This window comes from uncultured Campylobacter sp. (genome assembly GCF_938045775.1).
In the GTDB taxonomy this organism is placed as follows: domain Bacteria; phylum Campylobacterota; class Campylobacteria; order Campylobacterales; family Campylobacteraceae; genus Campylobacter_B.
This window is the reverse complement of record NZ_CALIBH010000030.1, coordinates 1-5,395: the sequence shown is the minus strand read 5'-3', so window position 1 is coordinate 5,395 and position 5,395 is coordinate 1. Positions and strand designations below refer to the sequence as shown.

The following is a 5,395-nucleotide window of genomic DNA, read 5'->3' as shown; positions in this document are numbered from 1 at the left end:
AAGTTAAAAGGGAATTTTGGATTAGATTAAAATGGCCGGGAGATAGGGATTCGAACCCCAGGAGGCTTTCACCTCAACGGTTTTCAAGACCGCCGCTTTCGACCGCTCAGCCATCTCCCGATTAAGGGCGGGTAAATCCCGCCGTAGGTTCGCGCAGATCAAGATCCGCACGTGAAATTTATTCGGTTTTTTCTCCGACCCACTCGGCGCCGTTGTGAACCTTTTCTTTGGTCCATTGAGCCGCGTTGTGCGAATCCTCTTTTACGCCGTGCCAAGTATTAGAGCACCCGCTAAAAACCATCAATGCCAAAAGAGCCGCTAGTATGTATCTCATAATAACTCCTTTTTAGGATCTGGAGGCGACACCCGGATTCGAACCGGGGATCAAAGCTTTGCAGGCTCATGCCTTACCACTTGGCTATGTCGCCGCGCCGGCTTATTAGGTGGTGCCCGGAGCCGGACTTGAACCGGCACGGAAAAAATTCCGAGGGATTTTAAGTCCCTTGCGTCTACCGATTCCGCCATCCGGGCACGTTTAATACAAAAACAGAATGTAAAATGGAGCGGGAAACGAGAGTCGAACTCGCGACATCAACCATGGCAAGGTTGCGCTCTACCACTGAGCTATTCCCGCGCAAAGAAATGGAATATTACCTAATGCAAGCTTAAAATTTCATTTTATAGCGGCTTTTGCGGAGAAAATTTTGGCGTAGCGCCAGAATTTAAAAATTTTGTAAGTAAAATAATGTAAAATTACAAAATCTTTATTGGGGTTATAGCTCAGCTGGGAGAGCGCTTGAATGGCATTCAAGAGGTCGGCGGTTCGATCCCGCTTAACTCCACCACTTAAGCTATTTTTAAGTTTTAATCACTTCTTTTTAATTCTCCTAAAGTCCCATTATAAGGGGATATTGATGTTTTCTGATGATTTTCAATTCGTTTTGTGCTATAATCGGTGCTAAACAATTAGAGCAGTTATTAGGGTAGTCAGTAAGCATTAAGGTAGTTTTATGATAAGGACGGCAAAATGGCAAATGTAGCGAAACAAACCCTACAAGATAAAGACATACGGAAATTGGAAATCAAAGATAAACAATATAAAAAAGCCGTCGGCAATCCAAAAGAGCTCTATATTTGGGTAAATCCAAGCGGTTTGAAAACTTTTTCGCTTAGATATAGGGGCAAATATATCAAAATCAAAGAATTTAGGGAAAATATTTATAGCGTAGCCGAAGCGCGTAGAGATGCGGTAAAGCTTTTAAAAGAGCTTGAAAGTGGCAAAGATATACAAATGATTAAAGGGAAGAGTGATAAATATCGCTATAAAAACCTTTTTGGCGTATATGTCGCACAAAAACGAAAAAACGGTATAAGCGAGAGCTATATTGCGAAGATCGTTAAGATGAACGAAAAATACATACTTCCGTCTTTTGGCGAACTCGATATAAAGACGATAAAGTATAGCGATCTCTTAGTAATTTTAAACACTATTTTTAACCCGAACAATCCGCGCACTAGTCGCCTGGAAACGCTTCATCGCCTAATAAACGACATCGATAAAGTCTTTGCAATCGCTCAAAAAGACGAATATATCGCCTATAACCCGGCGAAAGAGCTTCATAAAGAATTTCCCACTTCAAGCAGGTTTAATCTCAATAATCAACAAGATACAAGGTTACCTGCCATCACGCAAAACAGCGAGATTAAGACCTTTCTGCAAGATTTAAAGGCTGATAATAGACTTGATTTACAAACCAAAAGGGCTGTTTATCTGCAAATTTTATGCGTCAATCGTCCTATAAATACGGCGAGCGCAAAGTGGTCAGATATTGACCTTGACGCTAAAATTTGGACTATACAGGCAAACGAAATGAAAACAAAATTTATGCATCAAATTGCCCTTAGCCCATATGTATTAAAAATTTTAAACGAGCAAAAAATGTTTAAAACTCTCGGTAACGACTTTGTATTTCCAGCGGTAAATAAAGGTGGGCATTTGCATCGCGACAGCATTAGTAAGGCAATACGAAATTTGGGGCAAAAAGACAAATATAAGGGCGTTGCCACCCCTCACGGCTTTCGGGCCACGTTTCGCACGATATGCTCTCAAAACAAAGCCGAGCTTTTAGCGCTTGGAATAAGCGAAGAAGCGATAGAAAGCGTTTTAGCGCACAAGGAGTTTAACGCCGTAAAATTTGCCTATGAGAGAGAAAAGGCTACAATGGAGCAAAAAGCGAAGCTTATGCAGTGGTACGGCGACTATCTAAATGCAATCGAGCCGTTATTTTAGCTTTTCTTTTTAAAGGATATTTTAGACTTTGCCACAAATTCATCAATAAAGAGAAATAAAATTTAAAAAATAGTATAATTTATAATCAAAAGTAACAAGGAATAAGCGATGCTAAACGAAAAAGATAAAAAAATAATCGATGATTTTTTAACAGAACAAGGTTTCGATTTTAGTAAATACGACGACTTTATCGAATATATCCAGGCAAGAGGGATGCTGAATAAAAATATTAAGCTTATTGATAAGCTTTTTTTTACAAAACCAAATTTAAAACGACTATATCAAGAGTTTAATAACCCGATAAAGAGAGTTTGTAAACAATATAAGCTATCGTATAAAGAACTATCCGCATTAATCGGTTACGGTGAATACTCGCTAAAAACGATAGCCTCAACTGGCGCAGTAAGAGAAAGCCTAGAGAAATCACTTCAATTATTAATGGAAAATATGAAACTTAAAGAAAAGCTTAATGAAGCAGCTAAAATAAATATAAGCTAAAAAGACCTATTATTAAAACAATCCAATTAAAATATGTAAAAATAATTTACTTTTAAGCATTATTTAATTATAATTGCTCCGAAAATTTTGATGAGGAGCATATATGAAAACAATCGAGCCAGCAAATTTACAATGGCTTACTACTAAACAACTCCAAGAACAATACGGTTTTTCTTTGACGCATCAAAGCAAATTGCGTATGAAAAAGAACTACACGAAAGAGGCGGCAAGCAAAATACCGCCCATTCCGTTTTCAAAAATAGGCAAGACGATTTTATACTATAAGGCAGATATTGAAGAGTGGTTACAAAAATTAAAAGTGAGTCCTGCTAGAAAATAATCAAGGAGGCGTAAATGCAAAATTTACCACTACAAAATCTTAACGAAAATATAAAATCTATCAACATTAAATGTAAACAAATTTTTTCTTCATAAGTTAAGACAATATGGTGATAATTACCTTACCGATGCTTTTGTGCAAACAAGTATATATTATATCCATTGTAAAAATGCTGACGACGGATGAACGAATGTCTTCTGCAAATAAAAAACTAGACATTTCAAAAGGTAGTGATAAAATTGTATGGATAGATGCACTGCAGGATAGCCCTTTAGGTCTTTTCGTATTACAATACTAAAAACCTAAAGGGCGAATTTCTGCGAAGCTTATTAGGAAAAATATGAAAGAAAACAACAAAAATAAAGTATTGAAATCCGCAAGGATAGAAAAAGAGATATCGGACAAAATAGACGAAATTTTATACGGCAAAAAATACACTTTTACCGATGTAATCAATGCTGCACTTTTTAATTTTTTCGAAAATAAATTTGACGAAAAGGTTATGTTTAATAAGGTCAAAAAGAACGCGAATATAAATAGAAATTTACGTATCAGAATATCAGATAAAGAATATGAATTTTTACAGCAAAGAACAAAATATCGCGGATTTAATTCTGTGGCGAAAGAGATAAAATTCCAAATCCTAAATACTATATATGATCAGGATAAAAATTTCAATAATATTGAGATGGGGGAACTAGGAAACGCGATAAACGATTTAAAGAAACTCGGACGCAATTTAAGAGAAATTCTCACGCGCTTACAACAAAATAACTCATATAATTTTAGGGTAAATTATGAGAAATTCGGAGCATTCACACAAAGTATCAATGACCAAGTAAAGCTAGTAACAAAACTAGTAAATAGATACGTTTCAGAGCTGAATTTAAAAGTGAGGTAGCAACCAAAAGGAGGAAGAATGAAAGGAAAAGTCGCTCCCAAAAAGGGAGCAAACAAAACAAACACGTTGATTATAAACAACAAAAGCTTAGAAAAAAATTATTTAACACCATTTTGTTTTGAGAGTAAAACTCTCCGCGAGTGGTGCGAATTCGTAAAAAGCTATAATCCTAGCAATTACAGGCAAATTGAAATTCAAGCCGTGCAGTGTTTTAGCGCGATAATAGCCTATTGTAATCAGCCCAATTTACCTTTCTTTTTACTGGATATTAGCGACAGCGGAACCGGTAAGAGCCGAAATAAAAAATTTCAATTTGATATACTATTTAAACCTATACAAGACGAATTGGACGAAAGGTTTAAAGGTAGCGGCAACAAAGAGCTTCTAGCGTTCTTGATGGAAAATAAGGCTACTTACGAGGGTATTTATGAAACGGCAGTAAATCAGCCGAAATTTTTTACAGATTTGGGCGAAGTGGGTAACGCTTTAAAAAATAAAGATACTAAAATGCAAGAGCTCCTAAATATGCTTACCGATAAAAACGGCACAAATAACACCTTAAAACGCCCAACCTATAAAAATGCAAAAGCACTTCCGCCATTCGTGTATAACGCTAAATTTTACCTTGCGGCCGATACGAACTTACAACAATTGGGCGGCGATGACAGTGTGATAAAGGAGTATCTAGGCGGCTTATTTAATCGCTTCATCATCGTCTATACCAAAGACGTATTTTCTTACGAGAATGCAAAATTTAACACAAATAAGCCAAGCTATGACGAGATAGCAAAGTTTGAAAGTAAAATCGTGGATTTGATGAATTTCTATAAAAAGGAGAGCTATGAAATCGACACCAATGCCCTAAAACAAAATGAGAATTATGATAAATTTTGTAGGCTCATACACTCAAAAAAACAAAATAAGGCAGATGAGTTTAAAGAGCTCTATACTCGCGTGGTGCAAAATCTAAATGCAATTATACAAACATTACACTATTTGAATCAATATGAGATTAGCGAGGACGGTGGCTTTAAATTTAACTCGAAAGTAGCAGACAAGACGATAAACGAAGCGATAAAATTCATAGAGCCGTATACGAATTTAACCCTTTTGTTTAGCGAAATCAACGGGCAATCAGAAGACATACAAAACATGCGCCATAAAATGCTTGAATACGTAAAAATGCAAATCGATAAAAAGGGAAGTTGTAGTATAAAAGACATAGCTATGAATAGAGCGTTTAGGAAATACAGGACTGACGATATACGAGCAATTTTAAAAGATTTTGTAATGGAAGAGAAGAGGAATTTGATAATTTTGGCTTAAGCTTATTTATAAATTTAAGCCATTTTGTGAAACAATATAG

6 protein-coding genes and 5 tRNA genes are annotated in these 5,395 nt (G+C 36.1%); 6 read left to right on the top strand and 5 right to left on the bottom strand.

The genetic code is table 11. The features are described 5' to 3' along the window. Positions 1-32 precede the first annotated feature (32 nt). The 5 genes from Q0238_RS00905 to Q0238_RS00885 form a co-directional block, all read right to left on the bottom strand. Positions 33-120: transfer RNA gene (locus Q0238_RS00905), tRNA-Ser, on the bottom strand. Positions 121-178: 58 nt separating this feature from the next. Beyond that, positions 179-334 carry a hypothetical protein gene (locus tag Q0238_RS00900; protein ID WP_177387338.1) on the bottom strand — a complete coding sequence of 52 codons (156 nt, stop codon included), beginning with the start codon at positions 332-334 and terminating at the stop codon, positions 179-181. A 20-nt stretch (positions 335-354) separates the two neighbouring features. Then, positions 355-428 (bottom strand) — tRNA-Cys (locus tag Q0238_RS00895). 16 nt (positions 429-444) lie between these two features. After that, positions 445-531: transfer RNA gene (locus Q0238_RS00890), tRNA-Leu, on the bottom strand. Positions 532-559: 28 nt separating this feature from the next. Continuing rightward, positions 560-634 (bottom strand) — tRNA-Gly (locus Q0238_RS00885). Positions 635-769: 135 nt separating this feature from the next. Here Q0238_RS00885 and Q0238_RS00880 point away from each other — a divergent pair. The 6 genes from Q0238_RS00880 to Q0238_RS00855 all read left to right on the top strand — a co-directional run bounded on the left by Q0238_RS00880 (position 770) and on the right by Q0238_RS00855 (position 5,355). Beyond that, positions 770-845: transfer RNA gene (locus Q0238_RS00880), tRNA-Ala, on the top strand. 182 nt (positions 846-1,027) lie between these two features. Next, the gene (locus tag Q0238_RS00875) at positions 1,028-2,290 is read left to right on the top strand and encodes a site-specific integrase (RefSeq protein WP_297916845.1); all 1,263 of its coding nucleotides are present in this window, start codon (positions 1,028-1,030) and stop codon (positions 2,288-2,290) included. Positions 2,291-2,398: 108 nt separating this feature from the next. Beyond that, positions 2,399-2,788: a hypothetical protein gene (locus Q0238_RS00870; RefSeq protein ID WP_297916843.1), complete on the top strand. Its 390-nt coding sequence runs from the start codon at positions 2,399-2,401 to the stop codon at positions 2,786-2,788. Between the two features lie 103 nt (positions 2,789-2,891). Continuing rightward, the gene (locus tag Q0238_RS00865) at positions 2,892-3,128 is read left to right on the top strand and encodes a hypothetical protein (protein WP_297916841.1); all 237 of its coding nucleotides are present in this window, start codon (positions 2,892-2,894) and stop codon (positions 3,126-3,128) included. A 340-nt stretch (positions 3,129-3,468) separates the two neighbouring features. Further along, complete coding sequence (locus tag Q0238_RS00860) at positions 3,469-4,029, top strand: hypothetical protein (RefSeq protein ID WP_297916839.1); 561 nt, start codon at positions 3,469-3,471, stop codon at positions 4,027-4,029. 18 nt (positions 4,030-4,047) lie between these two features. Beyond that, positions 4,048-5,355 (top strand): hypothetical protein, encoded by a 1,308-nt coding sequence (locus Q0238_RS00855; RefSeq protein ID WP_297941955.1) that lies wholly within the window; start codon positions 4,048-4,050, stop codon positions 5,353-5,355. Positions 5,356-5,395: the final 40 nt, after the last annotated feature.

Bases quoted from the DNA above. Each gene is read 5' to 3' on its own strand.
- Q0238_RS00900 (WP_177387338.1), bottom strand. From the start codon at position 334: ATGAGATACATACTAGCGGCTCTTTTGGCATTGATGGTTTTTAGCGGG.
- Q0238_RS00865 (WP_297916841.1), top strand. From the start codon at position 2,892: ATGAAAACAATCGAGCCAGCAAATTTACAATGGCTTACTACTAAACAA.
- Q0238_RS00870 (WP_297916843.1), top strand. From the start codon at position 2,399: ATGCTAAACGAAAAAGATAAAAAAATAATCGATGATTTTTTAACAGAA.
- Q0238_RS00855 (WP_297941955.1), top strand. From the start codon at position 4,048: ATGAAAGGAAAAGTCGCTCCCAAAAAGGGAGCAAACAAAACAAACACG.
- Q0238_RS00875 (WP_297916845.1), top strand. From the start codon at position 1,028: ATGGCAAATGTAGCGAAACAAACCCTACAAGATAAAGACATACGGAAA.
- Q0238_RS00860 (WP_297916839.1), top strand. From the start codon at position 3,469: ATGAAAGAAAACAACAAAAATAAAGTATTGAAATCCGCAAGGATAGAA.